Source organism: Calorimonas adulescens, from assembly GCF_008274215.1.
Taxonomy (GTDB): Bacteria; Bacillota; Thermoanaerobacteria; order Thermoanaerobacterales; family UBA4877; genus Calorimonas; species Calorimonas adulescens.
The window spans coordinates 67561-86416 of sequence record NZ_VTPS01000006.1; the positions used below are offsets into that span (position 1 = coordinate 67561).

Consider the following 18856-nt stretch of genomic DNA (forward strand, 5'->3'; position numbering starts at 1 on the left):
GGGGTTATGACAAAATTTACTGATGAATTTGTAATAGGAGCTAACTACTGGCCAAGAAATCATGGTATCGAGATGTGGAAAGAGTGGAACTATGATGAGATAAAAAGTGAATTTATTGAGGCGAAAAGATTAGGTATTAATGTAATGAGAATAAATCTTTTTTGGGAGGATTTTCAGCCAAAGCCTGATGTAATATCAGAAAAAGCGATAGAGAAATTTGATGAGCTCATTAAAATATGCCATGAAGTGGATATGAAAATTGCTCCCACTTTTTTTGTGGGGCACATGAGCGGTGAGAATTGGGATGTGCCGTGGAGAGAAGGTAGGAATATATACAGTGATTCATTTATGTTGAGGTACCAACTTAAGCTGGTGCGATTTTTTACAGAAAGGTATAAAGACGAACCTGCTATTTTGTTTTGGGACCTTTCAAATGAGCCAGATAATTATGTAAAAGCAGAGTCAAGACATGATGCCTGGTTGTGGAACTATGTCTTATCGAATGAGATAAAAAAATACGACAAAAATCATCCCGTAACACTTGGAATGCACCAGGCATCTCTTCTTACCGATAATAATTTTTATCCTGAAGACATGCAAGAAGGCAACGATTTTCTGTGTATGCACGCATATCCGATTTACACAGACGCATGTATAGATCCTGTAAATTCTATAAGAAGCACTTACATAGCGCCATTCGCCTCTAAACTTACTCAGGCTATGGGCGGCAAAAAAGTGTTACTCGAAGAATTTGGTGCAACCACCCTCATGATGTCCGAAAACATAGAAGGGGATTATTACAGGGTAGTGCTTTACAGTCTCCTTGCGAATGAATCGATAGGTGCAATAGCGTGGTGTTTTGGAGATTTTTCTGTTGGTGAAAGGCTTCCGTATAATTCCACGCCCTTTGAAACGCAATTTGGGATAACAGCAGCTGATGGCAGAGTTAAAAAAGCAGGACTTGAAATAAAAGCTTTTTCTGATTTTATAGATAAGATTGAATATAGACGGCTTAATCCCAGAAAATGTGATGCTGCAATAATCGTTCCAGACAAATATTACAATGCGTTATTTGTGGGAGATGACTATACTCCAGAAAGAAATTTTAGAGTCCTTTTAAATAGCTTTATACTTGCAAAAGAAGCAGGTATAGACGTTGAATTGGTAAGAGCTGATGGGGACTTTAACAGGTATAAAATGCTTATCTTGCCTTCCGCTTATAGAAAAGGGCATTTAAATTATGATCAGTGGCTTAAGGTTATGGGATTTATCAAAAATGGCGGCACTTTATATACATCATATGACGGAATATCTATAGAAGGTTTTGATGAGGTATTTGGAGTTAAAACGCAATACTCTATGGTGCCCAAAAATAAGACAGTATCAATGCATTGTGAGGAACTTGAGATTGATTTAAATTACAGGGCTCTTAAATTTAATAAAAGGCTTTTTGTAAAACCGACAACAGGTCATGTAATTGCCGATGATGCTGAGGGACATCCAGCAGTGGTTGTAAATAGATATGGCAATGGGAAAACAATTCTTGTCACGTATCCTATTGAACTTTATTTAAGCTATATGCCAGATGTATATAAAGCTGACAAGTCTTATTTGATCTATAGATATGCCAAGGAGTTAAGTGGAATAAGGTACGATGTAAGTGTAGACTCCCCCTATATTGAGGTTAAGGAGTTTGATTATGAAGATAAAACCCTTATAATTTTTATAAACCATGAAGATATGGATATAAAAAGTAAAATAAACTTAAAAGATGTGAAAGAAAACAGAAATAATGAGAGAATACAAGATTTGATTACCGGAAAGCAGATTGATTTAGAAAGTTTTACTGTAAATGCGAATGGAGCAGTTGCAATCTTAATATAAGGGGGGTATAAATATGTTCAGGCTGAAGAGGCTCAGTGATAATCCTGTATTGTTACCAATAAAAGAACATGAGTGGGAGAGGGAGGCAGTTTTTAATGCGGCGGTAATTTATGAGAATAATAAATTCCATTTGTTTTACAGGGCTTCTAATAATAAGTTTATTCTAAATACAGAGAAGCCAGAAAAAAATTATAAATTTGTATCCTCAATTGGGTATGCTGTAAGCGAGGATGGTATCAATTTTAAAAGATTTGACCAGCCTGTTTTAAAGGGAGAAACCCCACAAGAGGCGTGGGGAGTAGAGGATCCGCGAATTACAAGAATTGACAATAAGTATTATATTCTCTACACAGGTTTTGGGGGAAGGAGCTGGTTGGATTTTAGGATATGTATGGCGTGGTCCGATGATTTAAAGAATTGGGAGGGACACAGGGTAGTTCTTGATGAGTCCAATAAAGATGCGGCGCTTTTGCCCGAAAAAATAAATGGCAGGTATGTGCTTTTTCATAGAAGGATGCCTGACATTTGGGTTGCATATTCTGATGATTTGACTGTTTGGTATGATCATAGAATTATAATGTCTCCAATACCTGGTACATGGGAATCAAAAAAGATTGGTATAGCAGGGCCTCCTGTAAAAATGGAGGATGGGTGGCTTCTTATATACCACGGAGTTGATGAAAATGACGTGTATAGATTAGGAGCAGCTCTTTTGGATTTAAATGACCCGTCAAGGGTTATTGCAAGACAGAGAGAGGCTATTTTGGAGCCTGAGCTCGATTGGGAAATAAATGGGCTTGTGCCTAATGTGGTATTCAGTTGTGGCACGGTAGAGGTAAATGGTGTGTATTATGTTTATTACGGTGCGGCAGATACCGTAATTGGTGTAGCAGTCATTGAAAAAGAAAAAGTAAAATTTTAAGAAGGGTGGATAAAGTGATCAAACTGAAGAGATTATCGGATAAGCCAGTGCTTGTTCCTAAAGACAAAGAAGGGCATGAGTGGGAAAAAGCAGCGGTTTTTAATACGGCAGCTATTTATGACAATGGTTTGTTTCACCTTATTTACAGAGCAACTGACGTGGGACCTCATGCTAAATATGGTGAATATGTCTCAAGATTGGGATATGCAGTAAGTAAAGATGGGATAAATTTTATGAGGTTGGACAAGCCTATTTTTACTAATGAAACACCTCAGGAGGCGAAGGGGATAGAGGACCCTCGAATAGTGAAAATTGATGGTATTTATTATATGATGTATGTAGCCTTTGGTGGTAGATTCGATGGCGATTACAGGATATGTTTGGCGACTTCTACGAATTTGATTGACTGGGAGAGACATGGCGTTGTGTTGGATGAACCCAATAAGGACGCATCCTTGTTTCCCGAAAAGATTAACGGGAAATATGTGATGTTACATAGAAGGTATCCCAATATCTGGATAGCATTTTCTGATGATTTAAAGAGCTGGTATGGCCATAAGCCTATAATAAAGCCTATCCCGGGAACATGGGAGAGTGCAAGAGTGGGTATTGGAGGACCGCCGGTTAAGACGAAGGATGGTTGGTTTTTAATATACCATGCAGCTGACGAGGACAATGTGTATAGGCTTGGGGTGGCTCTTCTTGACTTGGAAGACCCATCAAAGGTTATCTCAAGACAGAAAGAGCCTATCTTAGAGCCTGAGCTGGATTGGGAGAGGGAAGGGCACATTCCTAATGTTGTGTTTAGCTGTGGCAATGCGGTTAAAGGCGATACTATTTACGTTTATTATGGCGGTGCGGATACAGTTATAGGCGGCGCAGTCCTGGTATAAAGTATTCTTGACATATACCATCTGATTCTGAGGCTTGATTTCACAAGGTAATTGTTCTATACTGATTATAAATATATAGATTTACAGGGGAGTTACTGCATTTTTATGCAGTACTCCCTTAATATTTTGGTTGAGGGGGGATACAGGTGAATGATGGAGAAACTGAACTGGGTTCTGAAAGGGAACCGTCAAGGGGCGAGATTGTAACTCAGGTAACAGACCTGGCCTGGCCAGCCCTGGTGGAGCTGCTTATGGCTACACTCTTCGGTATGGTGGATATGATGATGGTTGGCCATATTCCTGATGGACCTGTGGCTATAACGGCCATAGGACTCACCAACCAGCCTGTGTTTATGGGCCTGGCCGCTTTTCAGGCATTTACCGTAGGCGCAACGGCAGTGGTGGCGTGGTCTGTTGGTGCAGGAAGGGCGGATGACGCTGATAATGCAACCTTTATAACGGTTGTTTTGACATCCGTGCTTGGCGTAATTGTCAGTTTGATAGGGGTATTGCTTTCAGAAGATATATATAAGTTTATGGGTGCAGAGCCCATAGTAATAAAAGAAGGCTTGGGATATATGCAGGTGGTCATGGGTGGTATTGTATTTGAGGCTGTGTCCATGGGCATAGCAGGTATACTCAGGGGCGTTGGGGACAGCAGGACACCTATGACTGTAAACCTGTATGCCAATCTGCTCAATGTATTCGGCAACTATGTCCTGATTTTTGGGAAACTTGGCTTTCCGATGCTGGGAGTAACAGGAGCGGGCATATCAACCACACTTTCGAGGGCTGTAGCAATGGTAATCTTCCTTTATATTATGGTACGAGGTGAGAAAACCATAAGGCTGGACTTAAAAGAGCATCACACCCTTGACAGGGAACTTACCAAAAAAATTATTACGATCAGCCTTCCAGCAGCAGGCGAGCAGCTTGTGCTGCGCGGCGGCCAGATAATGTACGCCAGGGTTGTGGCAGGTCTTGGGACTACAGTGTATGCGGCGCACCAGATTGCCATAAATATATTTGGGCTTTCATTCTGCCCCGGCCAGGCCTATGGCATGGCAGCGACGACCCTGACAGGTCAGAGCCTTGGTGCGAAGAAACCCGATATGGCGCAAAAATATACCTACGAGGCCAGGCGTCAAGGCATGTATATAGCCATAGGAATGGCCCTTATATTTGTATTCCTGGGAAGGCAGTTAGCTATGCTGTATACTTCCGACCCTGAGGTAATATCCCAATCAGCCATAGCACTTATAATAATAGCTATGGTACAACCCATGCAGTCCACCCAGTTTATATTATCAGGGTCTCTGAGAGGTGCCGGGGATACAAGGTGGCCGCTCTATTCTACCCTCATAGGTATGTGGGGATTTAGAGTTTTATTTGCTCATATATTCATAAGATACTTTGGATGGGGAATAGTAGGAGCGTGGATAGCCACTGCATGCGACCAGACCATGCGTTCCATAGTAATCCAGTGGAGATACAGGAGCGGGCTCTGGAAACATGCGAGCATACTGGGTGAATCTAATACATCATCTTCCACACAGGAATAATATAAAAATGTGGCCATGTATGTTTCTACACGCAGGCCACATGTAAATTCCCCTCTTTTAAGTTTGCTACATCCCATCAGAAATCATGCATGTTGAGTATTCGGCGTTTTCAATAACCCACCTGCCATCTGAATATTTCCATATAGACTCCACATTGGATATCCTGTTGACATGTGCAACACCTGAAATACTCTGATAGCCATGCAGGCAATAGGTCCCGTCTCCATCATAATCCACAGGGTCAAGAGTAGAGAATGGGTCTATCCACGGCTCTACGTCTATGAGGAGCTTGCCATCCTTACTGTAGGTGCCGCCTTCTATATACATATCTTTAAACGCTTGCAGGTCTATAGTAAACTCCATGCCCAACTGCTCTACCTTGATGTCAGCTTTAAAGCCGTCAACGAATTTGCCTGTGATGGCCAGGCCGGAATTGTCTTTCTCTTCAAATATAACCTTAGGTATACCTCCCGACACACTTACTATTCTGTTATCAATTATGCCGCCGCTTCCGCCAGTCGGCGCACTTATCATTATATCCTTTATCTTGTCACCGGTAAAATCACCGATAAAGAGTTTTGGATCATACCCGGCAAGACCGCTTATGCCAGCATCAATAACCCTGTTATTTGCTGAATCTATTATCCTTACATTAATATTGGTAAAAAATACTAAGTTATCGCCATAGGCCCTTGTGCCTATAAGGATAATACCATCTTTAACACCATCCCCTGTAACATCTTCTGAAGATGTCGCAATAACTGTTGTCTTACCTGTATTTGTCTGAGAAACATTGCTTTCAGCCATTGTACCTGCTATAGGGGGCATGGTAAGGATGAACAGGAGCAGAAAAAGTAGCAGAAAAAGTACTGTGGCTCTTTTACACATGATTAAGCCCTCCTAAAAATTATTTATATTAATATTATAAGACCTTTTCATGAAAAATAGGTTAACAAAAGGTTAAATATTTGTCTTATATGCAGGGGTTTTGGAAGTTATGTAGAATTAATACAACACATTTTTAGTTTGTCATTCTTTTATATTTCTCACTCAACAGCGGGGGTTTTTAGCAAATACCCTGCATTAAATATAATTCTGTTTATTCCTGTATCCATCCTGACCTATTTTGTCACAATGTTATTTAAGAAGTATGTCTATATGATATATATTTTAAGGAGGATGATAGCATAAGCGGTGCATTTATACCAGATGTATAAATTTACCTATAAGCATGTCGTTATTGTAATTTTTACTCTTTTCTGCAATAATAAATAATAGAGGTGAATACGGATATGAGTACGCCAGAAAAGGAATTGAAGAAGGGCTACACATATGGTGACTATCTCAAGTGGGATGAAGATGAGCGGTGGGAGATAGTAGAAGGGGAGGCTTATAATATGAGTCCATCCCCATCAAGATTGCATCAGGCTATATTGCGAGAGTTGTTATATCAATTCACAGCCTATCTGCATGATAAGACATGTGAGGTCTACTCTGCACCATTTGATGTAAGACTTCCAAAGGAGCAGGAAAGTGAAGAGGATATCGATACAGTGGTCCAGCCCGACATTGTAGTGGTGTGTGACCCTGCAAAACTGGACGATAGAGGTTGCAAAGGCGCCCCAGATCTTGTGATTGAAATAGTCTCACCTCACACGATAAAGAAAGACCTGAAGATAAAACTTGGTCTCTATGAGAAGGCAGGGGTGAAAGAGTATTGGATCGTCTACCCTGAGGATGGTGTTGTTATGGTATTTAAAATGGGAGATGACAATAAATATGGCAGACCATACGTGTATGGGGATGAGGACAGCGTAAGGGTTGGAATATTTGATGACCTTGTAGTAGATCTAAAGCAGGTGTTCAAAAAAGAGTGAAGGGGCATCACTACCTTTTTGAATTCAGCTTTACCCTGTGACCGAATTTCTTTACGAAGCCCCGGACTTTTTGGTTGACTATGGCTTCTCTTTGCACAGCCAGTTTATCCTTTATTTGTGTACCTGACGCTGGTCATAGTCTGATGATATTTGAAAACTGTTTCTATAGCTCTATCTTCTTCCATCCACCTTTTTTGAACCTGTATCCCATGAGCATGGCCTCTGTTAGGAACTGGAATACAGTAACGAGCCATACATATTCGATATTCTTTTTCCATACAAAGACTATCATAAATATGAGAGGTAGCCGTATAAGCCATGTGCTTATAAGCGAAACGTAGAATGGCCCCTTGGTGTCGCCTGCACCCTTTAGCGCACCGGAGAGTGTCATGGAGAGGGCCATTGTAGGCTGCTCAAAAGCTCCTATTCTTATACACCTTGATGCAAGTTCCCTTACCTCTCCTATGTTTGTGAAGAATCCCATTATCTGATAGGGTATGGTTAAGAATAAAAGGCCGATAATGCTCATGAGAGATACAGCCTGTTTTGCTGATTCTATGGCGGCCTGCTCAGCCTTTTTCTCGTCTTTGGCCCCCAGGGCCTGGCCGACCATGGTTGAGGCGGACACAGAAAACCCGAACCCCGGCATGAATGATACGGATTCTGCGCTTACCGCTACCTGATTGGCGGCAAATGCCACAGGGCCGAGTCTGGAGAGCCATAATGAGGATATGAGCCTGCTGCCACTATCGGAAAGCTCAAATAGAGATGCGGGTATGCTCAAGGATATCAGCTTCTTTAATATAGCATAGTCCAGGTTTATGATATTATTCATTTTCAGCCTTATGCTGCCCTTATTAAATATCAGATATCCTGTAGTTACACAGAAGGCCAGGCTTTGTGATATAGTCGTGGCAACTGCAGCACCGGCGACACCCATCCGTGGAAAACCGAAATTTCCAAAAATGAGTACATAGTCACCAAATATATTAAATAGGTCGGCTGTAAGTGTAGCTATCATGGGCACCCTGGTATTGCCGGAGCCCCTTAAAGCCGAGTTTAAGACCATGGTTGGAACCATTATTAGCCCGCCTATGGATATGATGCGGGTGTATGTTATGCCTGGCCTTGCCACATCGGCCTGGCCTACCAGCACATTAAAAAAGTACCCCACGCTCGCATTGGTTATTGTAAGCAGAAGTGCACCTATAAATATAGAAAGAACAAAAGACTGGCCGAGTACGCGCTCCGCCCTGTCGTATTCCTCTGCCCCGCAGTACCTTGCTACCATTGCTGCAGAGCCCACGCCCACAGCCGAAAGGACAAATAAAAGTGTATATATAAGCTGGCCGCCAAGACCAACGGCGCTCAGGGCTGCAGCACTTAAGCGTCCTACCATGGCAGTGTCGAATATCCATACTGAAGTCTCCAGTACCATCTCAAAGATAGCAGGCCAGGCCAGGTTAAATACCTCTCTCCTTATCTTATCCTTACTCATAAATCACCTCTTCTAAGCTGTAATTGACTGGTGCCAGGTCCGTCTTTTTAATTTTATTGCAGAATAAAAATCCCCCTACTATTATAAAATATTTTCTCATACAAAAGAAGGATTTTTGGAAACAGATGGAGAAATGATAACAAAGGGGCCAAATATATTCTGGAGGGATAGTGTATGAAAAAAAAGCTTTCTATTTTAGTTGCGGTTTTACTCATTGTTTCTACTTTATTTGCTACGGCAGCTTTTGCTGCGACCTCAGGCGGATTCAAAGCCATCAATGCCTGGTTTGGCGGTATAAAGATAGTCGCCAACGGCAAAACCCTGACATCAGATACTCAGCCTTTGATGTATAATAACAGCGTGTATGTACCGATAAGGCTGGTGAGTGAGGCTCTGGGCCAAAAGGTGACATGGGACCAGAATAGCTACTCGGTGATAATTTCAGGTTCTACAGCTGATGTGGATTCATTGAAGGCGCAGATAGCCCAGAAGGATGCCACCATAGCAAGCCTGCAGAGCGATAATGCTGCAAAGGCTGCACGTATAGCAGAACTGGAGGCTCAATTGAAGAACCAGGAAGAAAGCAAGAAAACAGCCTCAGACCTTGAGGACTACCTGGATGATGAATACTCCACCTGGAACAGGATGGACTTCAGCTTTGATGCCCGTGGAGATGCCGATGACCTGAAACTTACTATAGAGATAGATTTGTCCGAGGACGGCACCAGATGGAGTAATACAGATGAGGGCGATATAGAGGACTGGCTGAATGACATATATGATTATGTTCAGGATGAGTATCCCGATGCTGACTTTTCAGGCGAGATAGTGGACAGCGACAGTGATGATACACTGGTAGAGTTTGAATCATCGGGCAGCAAGCTCAAGGTCACGTTTAATAAGGTTGCTGATCCTGATGACCTGGAGTATTACCTGGACAAGAATCTGAGCGATGACCTTGACTGGTACAGTTCAGCATTTGGTAGTATGAAGGTGGACTTTGACGTTACAAGCAACAAGAGCAGGGAGAGGATATATATAACTGTCACTGTACCCGGTGAGTATCTTGACGAATGGGAAAGTGTTTATGATACCAAGGGTGCTGATAACTGGATAGATGACATAATTGACGCTGCTTATGACTATTTTGATGATAATTATGAGATCGTCGGTGAGATAGTAGACTCGGATGGCAATACCCTTGTAAACTTTGATGAGGATGGAGCTGACTGGTAAGAAAAGGCCTGGGGACTATTCCCAGGCCTTTTACATCTCATGTATGGCCTCTACGGGACAGTTATACATGGCCTGGCCTGCCAGGTCTTCAAACTCCGCCGGTATATCTGTATCAATGGCTAAGGCCATGGTGCCGTCCTCATTCCAGTGGAATACCTCTGGGCATGTATATATGCAGTCGCCGCAGCCTATGCAGCTTTCTTCATCTACATACAGTCTCATTTACAATTCCTCCTCTCGATTTCTGCTTTAATTATCCTGCTTTCTTATAAACCAGACTATGACAATACTCAAGTTTTGAGGTGATTTAAATCACAAAGAGACAAAAATTATTATTTTACACCTCATTGATATATAATAATTAATATAGTAAAAACAGAAGTGAGGTATATGGTATGGACATTCAGTACATAAGGCAGATGGAAGACCGGTTTTATAACAAGATTGATGAGGCTATGAGCGAGATACAGGATATGGACTATATTGACACAGTGGTTGGCATTCCTTTCTATAATGAAAAGGAAACCTTGAGGAATGTAATAAAGACAGCAGAGGAAGGTCTCAAAGGCTTTCCTGACATGAAAAAACTAATAGTATGCGCTGGAGATCCTGCAGGCAGGGAGGCACTGGAGGCCATAAAAGGGATTGACTGCGAGGTACCGTGCCTCTTTTTCCTTATGGAGTCCGGTATAAATGGTAGGGGTTTCAGCATAAGGGCTATAATGGAGATAGCAAAGAGGCTGGAGGCGGATGTTATCCTTCTTGAAGCAGACCTGAAAAGGGAAGGGAAATGGGGTTTTAAGCCCTCATGGCTGAAAAGGCTTATATATCCCCTCAATGAGGGGTATGATATGGTCTTTACGAGTTTTAGAAGGCATTACTTTGAAGATACCACCGGCGACCTCTTTGTAAAGCCAATCCTTGAGGCATTGTATGGATGTCAATTGAAGGACCCCTTGAGCGGAATATATGGAATTTCCCATGATATGGTGGAGGCATACTGCGCAGAGGCCGGGCATTGGTATGAATACACGGGTGGATACGGTATAGACCCGTGGATGGTAACCAGGGCAGTCATCTGGGACAAGAAATTATGTGAGGTGAGCCTCGGGGCGAAACTTACTCCCCCATCAACAGGAAAGAGGGCCTATGTTTTCAAAGAGGTGGCAAGGGCAATTTTTGAGTGTCTCAAGGACGATCAGGATTACTGGCTAAAATCACATATGATATTGAAGCGTCCTGACATATATGGGCTTGAAGACAGAGACAGGCCTATGGAGATATCCTGCCGCCTCACTGACTTTGTGCAGGCGTTTCAGTCAGGGTATGAGAGGTACAGGGTTATATATGAAAAGATACTCCCTGAAGGTTTAAAAAGGCAGATCGAAGAGGTATATAGCCTTCCGTATAAAAATTTCAGGTTTAATGAGGACCTATGGGCACAGATTATATATCAGTTTTTGCAGGTCTATTGTTTTAAGAGCAATGTACCCCAGGAGGATATACTGGATGCTTTTACCATTATGTACGAAGGGCGTATAGCCGGATATATAAAACAGGTGAGAGGGTTTCGCGATTATCTTATAGATATCAAAGGAATTGATATGGATGAGCTTACCTATAAAAAGACAGGGGACTATTATGCCTGTCAGGTGGAGACTCTTCTGTCTATGAAGGAAAGCTTTGTAAAGACCTGGATAGAGAAGACCATGGAGGTACAACCGGTCATAACACCACTTGACTATCTTGAATTTGTGCCGGGCGTGCCCATTGTATTGCCCAAGGAACTGAAAGGATTGGGCGGCAGTATCATAAGGACCAGTGAGGTGTTCAGGAGGGTTGAGAAAAAATATTCTAATGATTTTTATGATTTTGTACACAACATGTTAAAGATACCGGAGGGCTTATCTCCGTCGGATGTGTGCAATGGAGTAAAGGAATTTATGTTGCATCTTGAAGATGCTGTGAACAAGGTATTCCCGGGGGACCTATATTCCAGCAGCGGTGTTGCGGATGTGGTGAAGGGGATATTTAATCTATTGCCTCATGGCAAGGTCCTGATAGTAAGGCCAGAGATTTTGAGGAAACTGCTCTATGAGTTCCCCCCGTTAAATCTTATGCTCCGCGTGGGCTATAAGAATGTTACTGAACTATTAAACAACATGAACCCACGATATGCCTTGACTCTTGCCAATATAACGGAAGAGAGGCAGTATGTAGATAAGGTTACACTGTGGCTGGAGGATAACCTGAGGCCTGACAGCATGGAAGAGGTTGACATAGAACCTATCGTACTCAGCAGAGAAGTGATACCAGATATTCCAGATATGAGGGATATTACAATATTGAACAAGATAACGGGTATGATTGCTGTGAGCAGCCTGAGCAAGGGTATGGGTGGTGAATATCCCAAACTCAGGTATTTTACTCATATTGCAAAGAATATAGTGGAGGCGGAACACTATTCATACATATGGAAGTTATACGCCAGAGAACGCAGGGGCTTTGGCATCAAGGTGGCAAACTCTATCCTCGGGCACCACGGCAGGGACATATTTTCAGCTCACAATATGTTCGAAAACTGGCACCAGAGGGAGATGGTGGTCAGATTTAAAAGGCTGGCAGAGGGTCTTGAGTCAAAAGGAAACAAAGATGAGGCAAAAGCCTTTTATCTAATGGCAGAGGGATATGGGCTGTCGCTTACCTTGAATGATGGGACTTTTGTACCGTGCTCGGCATGGACATGGGCCAGTTACAGTTTCAGGGGTGGCAAAGGCATACCAACCCCACTTTCCCTGTATGTTGAGAGAGATTGGTTTAACAATGACCTTTTAGTAGAGATTTATAAGGAGATGGGCTACAGGCCCGGTGAGATACTCGAGGAGGTATACCAGCTTATTGGTGAAGGTAAGGAGAGTGACGACCTTATAAACATTATACTTGGTGTGAAGCCTCATGCCGATGCGGTAATGGTACAGGACGTGGAAAACTGGCCTGCAGCCGGTTACCTTTTACGCTATGACGGCAATCCCATTTTAAAACCCCTGCCGGACCACTGGTGGGAATCCAGGTATGTGCTGAACGCTGCAACCTTACGGATAAAGGACAGGGTATATATCCTATACAGGGCATTTGGGAAGGACAGCATATCCAGGATTGGCCTGGCCATATCCGATGGGTACAATATAGTGGAGAGGCTACCTGAACCAGTTTTCTACCCTAAAAATAGCACTGAGAAAGATGGCTGTGAGGACCCGCGCGCGGTAATCATAAACGATAAAATATATATGATGTACACCGCCTATGATGGAGTGGTGGCGCAGGTTGCTGCCGCCTCCATAAGCATAGATGATTTTTTAAACAGGGACTTTGACAGGTGGGAGAGACTTGGCCTGGCCTTTCCAAACCTCTGGGATAAGGATGCTATACTTTTCCCTGAAAAAATTAACGGCAAATATGTCATGTACCACAGGATAGAGCCCAGTATGTGGGTCTCATACTCAGACGAACTTAAGTTTCCATGGCCCAAGGATGGGCATAAAATAATAATCGGTCCACGGTCAGGAATGATGTGGGACTCACTGAAGATAGGTGCAGGAACCCAGCCGTTGAAGACCAGGTATGGATGGCTGCTTATATATCATGGGGTAGACGATAATCTAATATACAGGCTGGGCGTTATACTGGTAGACTTAAAAGACCCGGGAAGGCTGCTCTATCGTTCACCAAACCCAATCCTGTCGCCAGAGAAGGAGTACGAAACAGGTGACAGGTCTACGGCATGGGTGCCCAATGTGGTTTTCACCTGCGGCGCAGTGCCTGCCGAGGATAAGGAGATGCTGGACGCTGAAGATGAGATACTGGTATATTATGGAGCTGCAGATACCTACATTTGTGTAGCCCATGCAAAGGTTGGCGAGTTAATACCGGAGGAGGTCAGAAAAAGGATAGACAGATAACAGGGCAGTATATTTACTCCGATAGTACATCATGGAAGGCTGTTTCTGCGTCTTTTTGGGTGGGTACTGGAAAGTCCGATAATCTATGCTGCAGGCCTTGTCCACACAGCTCCGGGGCAACCACCTGCAGAGTATGTCAGGTGGTTTATACAGAGATAGATTCATAGATGAGACTGGGGTATAAATTCAAAAAGGGAGGGAACCTCCCTTTAAAATTTCAACGGTACAGCTTTTCTAAGTTCGTCCAGAATCTTTTCCAGGCCCTCCTCTGTCTTTGCCTCTGCCCTCAAAATCACCTCAGGACCTGTATTGGATGCTCTGGCTAAGCACCATCCGTCGTATATATACGCCCTCACCCCGTCTACATCCACAACGGAGCACCCTTTTTCAATGAAATATCTTTTGGCGTTTTCAACTATGGTGAATTTTTCTTTGTCGTCGCTCTCTGCCCTTATCTCCGGAGTAGACACATAGGAAGGAACATCCGAGAGCAGTTCTGACAGCTTTTTGCCGCTTTTTGAAATTATCCTCAAGAGCCTGCCTGCCGAATAAAGCGCATCATCAAACCCATAGTACTCGTCAGCAAAGAACATATGTCCTGACATCTCACCGGTGAAAGGCGAATCCAGTTCCCGCATCTTCGCCTTTATAAGGGAATGTCCTGTCTTATAGAAGAACGGCTTCCCTCCAAGGCGTTTAATTTCGTCTACAAGCGCTTCTGAGCACTTTACCTCCACAATACAGTCTATACCCGGATATTTTGGCAGGATCTCCCTCCAAAAGAGGGACATCATAGTATCGCCCCATATTATGTTTCCCTTATCGTCCACAACTCCTATCCGGTCGCCGTCTCCGTCAAAACCTATACCCAGGTCTGCTCCTGTCTTTAAGACAACGTCCCTCAATGCCTTGAGGTTTTCTTCTTTTACAGGGTCAGGGAAATGATTTGGGAAATTGGGGTCGGATTCAGAGTATATGGGTATAACATTGCATCCCCATAGTTCCAGTACCTGGGGGCCTATAATAGAAGTAGTGCCGTTTCCGCAGTCAACTGCCACCTTGAGTTTTCTTTCCAGTTTTATCTTTTCCTTCAGCATATCAGCATAGCCGAATATGGGATAGGAATAGCTTATATCTCCCCTGGGGGCATCCATAAAATCGTCGTTTTCAATCATGCGGCAGATATCCTGCAGGTCATCGCCATACAGGGTAGCCGGGCCAAAGCATACTTTAAACCCGTTATACTGAGGAGGGTTATGACTTGCTGTTATCATCAGTCCGGGGTTTACACTGTAAAGTATTCTGGAATAATAAAACATTGGGGTTGTTAAGAGCCCCACATTCAATACATTTGTGCCCGTACTTAAGAGACCATCTATAACTGCATCCATGAGGTCTAATGAAGAAGCCCTGTTGTCGTGCCCAACAAGGCATACATCCTCATTTCTCCTCTTGAGGTATGTCCCAAAGGCCTTTCCTATAAGATATGCTGTATTCCTGTTCAGTTCTTCAGGGACAACTCCCCTTATATCATACTGCCGGAATATAGTAGGGTTTATCTTTGCCATGTATTACCTCCTCCCTTTCTTTTAGTATCGCATTCATCATTTGATAAGTCAAGAGGAAGCTTACCAGCGCCTCTGCACCCTGATTAGGATTCAAGCCTTCTGGCACCAGGGCGTCATGACACCCTCCCGAATTTTCATTATATAGATTTAATCTGTTTATGTTTTTCCCCCAGTACCACTCATAGGAAAGGATTGCTTTTGACAGATACTCTCTCTTTCCCGTGGCAGTGTATCCTTCGAGGCAGGCCAAGGTAATTGATGCCGCATCCACAGGCTGCTGGTCAAATGGTGGTATAACACCGTTTCTCTGCCACCACCCCCTATTGCCTACAATGGACAGGTACCCGTTTTTAAAAAGCGAATCTGTTAAAAACCCCAGGGACTCCTCAGCAACATTAAGCGAGTTCCTGTCGCTGGAGATTTTATAGTAAGAGAATAAGGAGTGGGGCAATACTGCATTGCAGTAAGTAAGCCATTCCTCAAACCATTTCCAGGTATCGGTCCTGTTATCTGCATAGTTTTTCTTCAGATAGGAGGCCATGTCGCCTGCCACCTTATAGAGGTTGTCATAGCTATACCCGTTTGTTATCAAATATATCAGGCCGATAAGTGAGTATGCTACAGCCCTCAAGGACTTCATCCTTGATATTACAGGCAATGCCCTGCTTATTATGTCTTTTGACTGTTTCTTTATGCTATCATGAGTATCGTCACTGCATAGGACATAACAACACGCCAGAAATGCACGCCCTATGCTGTCTTCAGAATCAATGGTTGGAAGAAATGTATCAGCTACCTTGAGGTTGATAAAACTTCCGTCCGGACGCTGAGCACTTTTTATAAAGTCCAGATATGTTTTGGCGAATCCTGCATCATCGTCCTCCATATTAATAGCAACAAGGAGAGCCCTGGCGTTATCATCCACTGTATACCCGCTCTCCTTTAAAGGTTCATCATGCCTTGAAAACTGTATTATACCTGTTTTATCAGTCATCCTTCTAAGGTGCCTGTAAGACACTCCCATACCCATTCCCCCTCGCACTGTTTTGAATTACGAGTCCCATAAGATTTATATACTGTTTTGCCACACTGGTCCATGTCATGGTTTTGCCAAGCTTGGACGCCCTTTCCTCCAGGCTGTGTTTTAGCGTCGGATTATCTATTATGTTCTCTATAAGTGTGGCAAGTTCCATATAGTTATTGCTGCTCTTTGCTATAAGGCCCCTGCCATTACCAAGTATCTCCAGGGCATACTCGTAAGGGGTTGACACTATAGCTCTTCCACAACCCACAGCATAGGTTAATGTACCGCTAACGGCCTGGTTTTTATCAGGATAAGGGGTCATATACACATCTGTCATATACAGATAGTCACCAAGTTCGTCCAGGGATAGATAGTGATTGACAAATTGGACATTATCTGTCAGGTGCATATGCTCAACCAGGTCTATCAGCGACTCTCTGTATGTCTCACCGAACTTTTTAACCAGGGAAGGATGGGTTTCACCCAGTACAAGATATAGTATTTCGGGATGTCTTGATGCCACTTCCCCTATAGCTTTGATGCCATTTTCGATACCCTTGCCAGGCCCTATAAGACCGAAAGTGGAAACTATAGTCCTTTTGCTGTATCCATACATCGATTTTAACTGCTCTCTGTTTTTCTGCTTAAAACTGGGAACACCGTGGGGTATTACATAAATTTTGTCTTTAGGGACTCCATAGATATCCTCCAAGAGGCTTGCTGACCTTCCAGTCATACAGGCAACAGCGGCTGCTGCGCTGCCGAGTCCCCTGAGTATCCATTTCTGTCTAAAGTTAGGGGATGGCAGAACAGTATGTGTGGTGAGGATAAAAGGCTTTCTCAGGTGGGCAGCAAAGTCCAGGACATATTTCCCATCAAGCCCACCAAATATCCCATACTCGTGTTCCACTATTACCACATCTATAAAGGAATCGTTCACGAAATGAGCAGCCTTGATGAACTCATCCCTCTCATCTTGATTAATTTCGAATATAACCTCAGGTGGGTAGTTATAACTGGCTCCGCTATCTGTGATGGCAAGTAGTTTCACATTTTTGCCCATCTTGACGAAATTGTCTCTCAAGTCCTTTGAAAATGATGCAATGCCGCATTCTCTTGGTGGATAAGTGCTTAAAATGGCTATATTCATTTGCATCCCTTCCTTTTTAATACGCAATCACACCATAAGACACGTCTTTGTTATCTCCAATGGTACAGTTGATACCTATGATGGTATTGCTCAATTTTGAACCACTGCCTATCTTACACCCTTCCCATATGATCGAATTCCTTATATAGCTACCCGGCCCGATCTCAATATTGTTGCCGATAACAGCCCTGGGACCTATTATCACATCATTGCCTATATAACAGTTATCCCCAATCGCTATTGGGGGAATCAATTTTGCTGTGGGGCTTATATAGGAGTTTTTACCTATAACTATGCGGTTTTTATAATCCATCTCTATAAATGGATAAGTAAACAGACCATCCAGTATGCTGTTGTGCAGCTCCAAATACTTATGCGGCGTACCTATGTCAATCCAGTAGTTGTTATTTTTATATGCGTACATCTTAACGCCAGCCGATAATAGGCCTGGATAAACCTCTTTTTCTACAGAAACCTCACGTCCCGCAGGTATAAAATCAAGGACATCCCTCTCAAACACGTATATACCAGCATTGATAAAGTTTGTAGTTATCTCTTCAGGCCTTGGTTTTTCCTTAAATGCAGTTATCCGGCCATCATTGTCCGTTTCCACAAGACCGTATGCACTTGGATTATCAACCCTGGTAAGGGCAATGGTCACCCTTGCTCCTGATGCCATATGATAGTCTATCAGATCTCTAAGGTTGATGTCGGTAATTATATCGGAGTTGAATATCAGGAATGTATCATCCAAATACCTCTCTGCATTCTTTATAGCTCCGCCTGTACCCAGCGGGCTCTCCTCAATACAATAGTATATCTTTACACCAAATCTACTGCCGTCTTTAAAGTAATTCATGATCTGTTCAGGCTGATAGCACAGACTCATGACTATCTCATCTATGCCATAGCCTTTAATATAGTTTATGGTTCTCTCCAAAAGAGGCTTGTTGAGTACTGGGACCATTGGCTTTGGTATGGAATGAGTAAGAGGATACAGCCTGGTACCCTTTCCTCCGGCAAGTAAGAGTGCCTTCATTAAACCACCTCCTTGAAAAATTATCCAATTTACAACTCTATTGTATACATGAGTGTGTCTGTTTGTCAAACCTGATTTTTGTCCCTTTTTGTACAAAAATGCGTAATATTATTGTATATATCATTGTGATATATATTTTTTTAAACAAATTAGTATATATCATTTAAATATACTGTTGTTTACTAATAATCTACGTGCACACTTATTATTATATTTAATGTCCCTGTTCTTTATACCTTATAAC

General features: G+C 42.9%; 14 protein-coding genes. 7 read left to right on the forward strand and 7 right to left on the reverse strand.

From position 1 onward, the window contains the following. The first annotated feature begins 6 nt into the window (after nucleotides 1–6). From FWJ32_RS05290 to FWJ32_RS05305, 4 genes are all read left to right on the forward strand, one after another. Nucleotides 7–1884 (forward strand): beta-galactosidase trimerization domain-containing protein, encoded by a 1878-nt coding sequence (locus tag FWJ32_RS05290; protein WP_149544934.1) that lies wholly within the window; start codon nucleotides 7–9, stop codon nucleotides 1882–1884. 13 nt (nucleotides 1885–1897) lie between these two features. Continuing rightward, the gene (locus FWJ32_RS05295) at nucleotides 1898–2806 is read left to right on the forward strand and encodes a beta-1,2-mannobiose phosphorylase (protein WP_149544935.1); all 909 of its coding nucleotides are present in this window, start codon (nucleotides 1898–1900) and stop codon (nucleotides 2804–2806) included. Between the two features lie 14 nt (nucleotides 2807–2820). Then, the gene (locus FWJ32_RS05300) at nucleotides 2821–3699 is read left to right on the forward strand and encodes a beta-1,2-mannobiose phosphorylase (RefSeq protein WP_149544936.1); all 879 of its coding nucleotides are present in this window, start codon (nucleotides 2821–2823) and stop codon (nucleotides 3697–3699) included. Between the two features lie 146 nt (nucleotides 3700–3845). Then, nucleotides 3846–5261 carry an MATE family efflux transporter gene (locus tag FWJ32_RS05305; protein ID WP_149544937.1) on the forward strand — a complete coding sequence of 472 codons (1416 nt, stop codon included), beginning with the start codon at nucleotides 3846–3848 and terminating at the stop codon, nucleotides 5259–5261. Between the two features lie 66 nt (nucleotides 5262–5327). On the opposite strand, the gene FWJ32_RS05310 is transcribed toward FWJ32_RS05305, so the two are convergent. Further along, nucleotides 5328–6149, reverse strand: coding sequence for a hypothetical protein (locus FWJ32_RS05310; protein WP_149544938.1), 822 nt, complete (start codon nucleotides 6147–6149; stop codon nucleotides 5328–5330). Nucleotides 6150–6553: 404 nt separating this feature from the next. Between FWJ32_RS05310 and FWJ32_RS05315 the strand changes: the two genes are divergently transcribed. Continuing rightward, complete coding sequence (locus FWJ32_RS05315; protein ID WP_149544939.1) at nucleotides 6554–7138, forward strand: Uma2 family endonuclease; 585 nt, start codon at nucleotides 6554–6556, stop codon at nucleotides 7136–7138. 163 nt (nucleotides 7139–7301) lie between these two features. On the opposite strand, the gene FWJ32_RS05320 is transcribed toward FWJ32_RS05315, so the two are convergent. Further along, complete coding sequence (locus FWJ32_RS05320) at nucleotides 7302–8636, reverse strand: MATE family efflux transporter (protein WP_149544940.1); 1335 nt, start codon at nucleotides 8634–8636, stop codon at nucleotides 7302–7304. Between the two features lie 174 nt (nucleotides 8637–8810). Here FWJ32_RS05320 and FWJ32_RS05325 point away from each other — a divergent pair, with 174 nt between their 5' ends. Further along, nucleotides 8811–9872 carry a stalk domain-containing protein gene (locus tag FWJ32_RS05325; protein ID WP_149544941.1) on the forward strand — a complete coding sequence of 354 codons (1062 nt, stop codon included), beginning with the start codon at nucleotides 8811–8813 and terminating at the stop codon, nucleotides 9870–9872. 30 nt (nucleotides 9873–9902) lie between these two features. Here the strand turns inward: FWJ32_RS05325 and FWJ32_RS05330 are convergent, their stop codons facing one another. After that, complete coding sequence (locus tag FWJ32_RS05330; protein ID WP_149544942.1) at nucleotides 9903–10094, reverse strand: ferredoxin; 192 nt, start codon at nucleotides 10092–10094, stop codon at nucleotides 9903–9905. A gap of 173 nt (nucleotides 10095–10267) precedes the next feature. On the opposite strand from FWJ32_RS05330, the gene FWJ32_RS05335 reads away from it, so the two are divergent. Then, nucleotides 10268–13831, forward strand: coding sequence for a glycoside hydrolase family 130 protein (locus FWJ32_RS05335; protein ID WP_149544943.1), 3564 nt, complete (start codon nucleotides 10268–10270; stop codon nucleotides 13829–13831). A gap of 209 nt (nucleotides 13832–14040) precedes the next feature. Here the strand turns inward: FWJ32_RS05335 and FWJ32_RS05340 are convergent, their stop codons facing one another. From FWJ32_RS05340 to FWJ32_RS05355, 4 genes are read right to left on the reverse strand one after another with little or no spacing between them, the layout of a single operon-like run. Then, complete coding sequence (locus FWJ32_RS05340; RefSeq protein WP_149544944.1) at nucleotides 14041–15399, reverse strand: phosphomannomutase/phosphoglucomutase; 1359 nt, start codon at nucleotides 15397–15399, stop codon at nucleotides 14041–14043. Beyond that, nucleotides 15362–16423, reverse strand: a complete 1062-nt coding sequence (locus FWJ32_RS05345) for a hypothetical protein (protein WP_203227588.1) — start codon at nucleotides 16421–16423, stop codon at nucleotides 15362–15364. Before FWJ32_RS05345 ends, FWJ32_RS05340 begins: the two co-directional genes overlap by 38 nt. Continuing rightward, complete coding sequence (locus FWJ32_RS05350; RefSeq protein ID WP_149544946.1) at nucleotides 16398–17573, reverse strand: glycosyltransferase family 4 protein; 1176 nt, start codon at nucleotides 17571–17573, stop codon at nucleotides 16398–16400. Before FWJ32_RS05350 ends, FWJ32_RS05345 begins: the two co-directional genes overlap by 26 nt. Nucleotides 17574–17589: 16 nt before the next feature. Continuing rightward, nucleotides 17590–18612: a nucleotidyltransferase family protein gene (locus tag FWJ32_RS05355; RefSeq protein WP_149544947.1), complete on the reverse strand. Its 1023-nt coding sequence runs from the start codon at nucleotides 18610–18612 to the stop codon at nucleotides 17590–17592. Nucleotides 18613–18856 lie beyond the last annotated feature (244 nt).

Bases quoted from the DNA above. Each gene is read 5' to 3' on its own strand.
- FWJ32_RS05290 (WP_149544934.1), top strand. From the start codon at position 7: ATGACAAAATTTACTGATGAATTTGTAATAGGAGCTAACTACTGGCCA.
- FWJ32_RS05295 (WP_149544935.1), top strand. From the start codon at position 1,898: ATGTTCAGGCTGAAGAGGCTCAGTGATAATCCTGTATTGTTACCAATA.
- FWJ32_RS05310 (WP_149544938.1), bottom strand. From the start codon at position 6,149: ATGTGTAAAAGAGCCACAGTACTTTTTCTGCTACTTTTTCTGCTCCTG.
- FWJ32_RS05315 (WP_149544939.1), top strand. From the start codon at position 6,554: ATGAGTACGCCAGAAAAGGAATTGAAGAAGGGCTACACATATGGTGAC.
- FWJ32_RS05320 (WP_149544940.1), bottom strand. From the start codon at position 8,636: ATGAGTAAGGATAAGATAAGGAGAGAGGTATTTAACCTGGCCTGGCCT.
- FWJ32_RS05325 (WP_149544941.1), top strand. From the start codon at position 8,811: ATGAAAAAAAAGCTTTCTATTTTAGTTGCGGTTTTACTCATTGTTTCT.
- FWJ32_RS05330 (WP_149544942.1), bottom strand. From the start codon at position 10,094: ATGAGACTGTATGTAGATGAAGAAAGCTGCATAGGCTGCGGCGACTGC.
- FWJ32_RS05335 (WP_149544943.1), top strand. From the start codon at position 10,268: ATGGACATTCAGTACATAAGGCAGATGGAAGACCGGTTTTATAACAAG.
- FWJ32_RS05340 (WP_149544944.1), bottom strand. From the start codon at position 15,399: ATGGCAAAGATAAACCCTACTATATTCCGGCAGTATGATATAAGGGGA.
- FWJ32_RS05345 (WP_203227588.1), bottom strand. From the start codon at position 16,423: ATGGGAGTGTCTTACAGGCACCTTAGAAGGATGACTGATAAAACAGGT.
- FWJ32_RS05350 (WP_149544946.1), bottom strand. From the start codon at position 17,573: ATGAATATAGCCATTTTAAGCACTTATCCACCAAGAGAATGCGGCATT.
- FWJ32_RS05355 (WP_149544947.1), bottom strand. From the start codon at position 18,612: ATGAAGGCACTCTTACTTGCCGGAGGAAAGGGTACCAGGCTGTATCCT.